This window comes from Staphylococcus sp. GDY8P47P (assembly GCF_016892225.1).
Lineage (GTDB): Bacteria > Bacillota > Bacilli > Staphylococcales > Staphylococcaceae > Staphylococcus > Staphylococcus borealis.
On sequence record NZ_JAFENV010000065.1, the window covers coordinates 1 to 1,459 of the forward strand.

Annotated in this window: 4 protein-coding genes and 1 pseudogene; all 5 read right to left on the minus strand. The window is 26.0% G+C overall.

Annotated elements, in window-relative coordinates; genetic code table 11:
• Positions 1–101: 101 nt before the first annotated feature.
• Positions 102–215: a hypothetical protein gene (locus JVV30_RS13365; RefSeq protein WP_239469386.1), complete on the minus strand. Its 114-nt coding sequence runs from the start codon at positions 213–215 to the stop codon at positions 102–104.
• Between the two features lie 213 nt (positions 216–428).
• Complete coding sequence (locus JVV30_RS13085) at positions 429–767, minus strand: hypothetical protein (RefSeq protein WP_239469387.1); 339 nt, start codon at positions 765–767, stop codon at positions 429–431.
• Positions 719–854: pseudogene (locus JVV30_RS13575) on the minus strand (hypothetical protein); the annotation flags it as partial. The pseudogene JVV30_RS13575 and the gene JVV30_RS13085, both read right to left, overlap by 49 nt.
• A 72-nt stretch (positions 855–926) precedes the next feature.
• Positions 927–1,121 (minus strand): hypothetical protein, encoded by a 195-nt coding sequence (locus JVV30_RS13090; RefSeq protein WP_037548898.1) that lies wholly within the window; start codon positions 1,119–1,121, stop codon positions 927–929.
• Complete coding sequence (locus tag JVV30_RS13370; RefSeq protein WP_275430024.1) at positions 1,118–1,387, minus strand: polymorphic toxin type 50 domain-containing protein; 270 nt, start codon at positions 1,385–1,387, stop codon at positions 1,118–1,120. Before JVV30_RS13370 ends, JVV30_RS13090 begins: the two co-directional genes overlap by 4 nt.
• Between the last annotated feature and the right edge of the window lie 72 nt (positions 1,388–1,459).

A 1,459-nucleotide genomic window follows, 5' to 3' on the forward strand; every position in this document is an offset into this window, starting at 1 on the left:
ACTTAATATTACAATTCGTCACATAAAAATAACCTTCCGGAGAAGGTTAAAAAAGTGTATAAAAATAGCACCACTTTCTATTTATATAGGTAGAAAGGATGCTACTCTTTAGATTTTTTATCTTTAGTTTTAGCTTCTAATTCTTTTGCTAATTCCTTAAAAGATTCACTTAATTCTTTTGCAGATACTTTTCCATCTAACTTTGAAGGTAACATTATTAAAATCATCTCACTTTAAATTTAATCATATTCATATTTTAAATTTGCTTCAGTAAATTTTCAATGTGATTTTCAGTATATACATTAAGATTAGAAAAATATTTAGCACATAACTTTCTAACCTCTATATCATTAATATTAACTGTTTTAGTTATAAATTTAATTTGCCCTCTATTAGTGACAATTGTATTCGTTTTTATTGATTGATGCTTAAAAATGTATATATATATCATATGCAGAAAAACTAGATTGCCCAGGATGGTTGTGTAGCATGGTTATAGAATTTTCTTTACTGTTAATTAATAAATTATTCGCCTTACTTCCTGGTTCAAATGAAATACTGTCTTGATTTCCAAATACTTTTGTAACTTTTCCATCTTTTAATAAATATGCAACTTCATTGCTATCATTGTTTTCTTCGGCATCTTTTAGAAGTGCTTTATGTTGTTCTTGTATAAATTTATTATCTTCTTTTGTATGTGTAGGAATATCAATATACCTTACTTTATCAATTGCTTGATTAGTAATATTACTTTGGTTGTTTTCCATGAGATATACCTCCGTTTATAGTCTGTCGACTTTTCATTCAATACTTGCTTTTATATCGTCATCAGCACGTTTTGGACATAAAAATAACCTTCCGGAGAAAGCTAAAAAAGTGTATAAAAATAGCATCACTTTCTATTTATATGGGTAGAAAAGATGCCATTAAGATATTATTCTTATTTCTTTAATTTCAGAGTCATCAATAGAGTAAATACCTAATTCAGTTTCTAAATCCATTACAAAATTTCCTGAATCACTTTCATATGGATTTTCAAAATTTATTACATCTCCAAAAAGTTTATTATCATCATTTAAAACTACGTTTACTTTATGTCCGTAAGACCTAGCTATTCTCATTTTTTCATCTCCTTCTTAATATAAGGAACTACATGTGTACCTGTCTTAGAATAATGTACTTTCCCTAATTTAGTATTAATATAACGACCATTTACAAAAGCTTTTCCAATTACAATACCAAAGTCTATAATTTCTTTTTTATTAAATTTATTGTTAACTAATAACATTATACCAGAATTTGATTTTTCCATATGTAATTTATTCAATTCTCGAGTAGGTATATTAGTGTAGCTTCGAAGCTTATAATTATTTTTAATGGTCTTCAATTTACTTTCTTAAAAAAGTCTATGATTTTTAGATAAAGTCCGTATAATTTTGTAAAAGTAAAAAGGCCATAT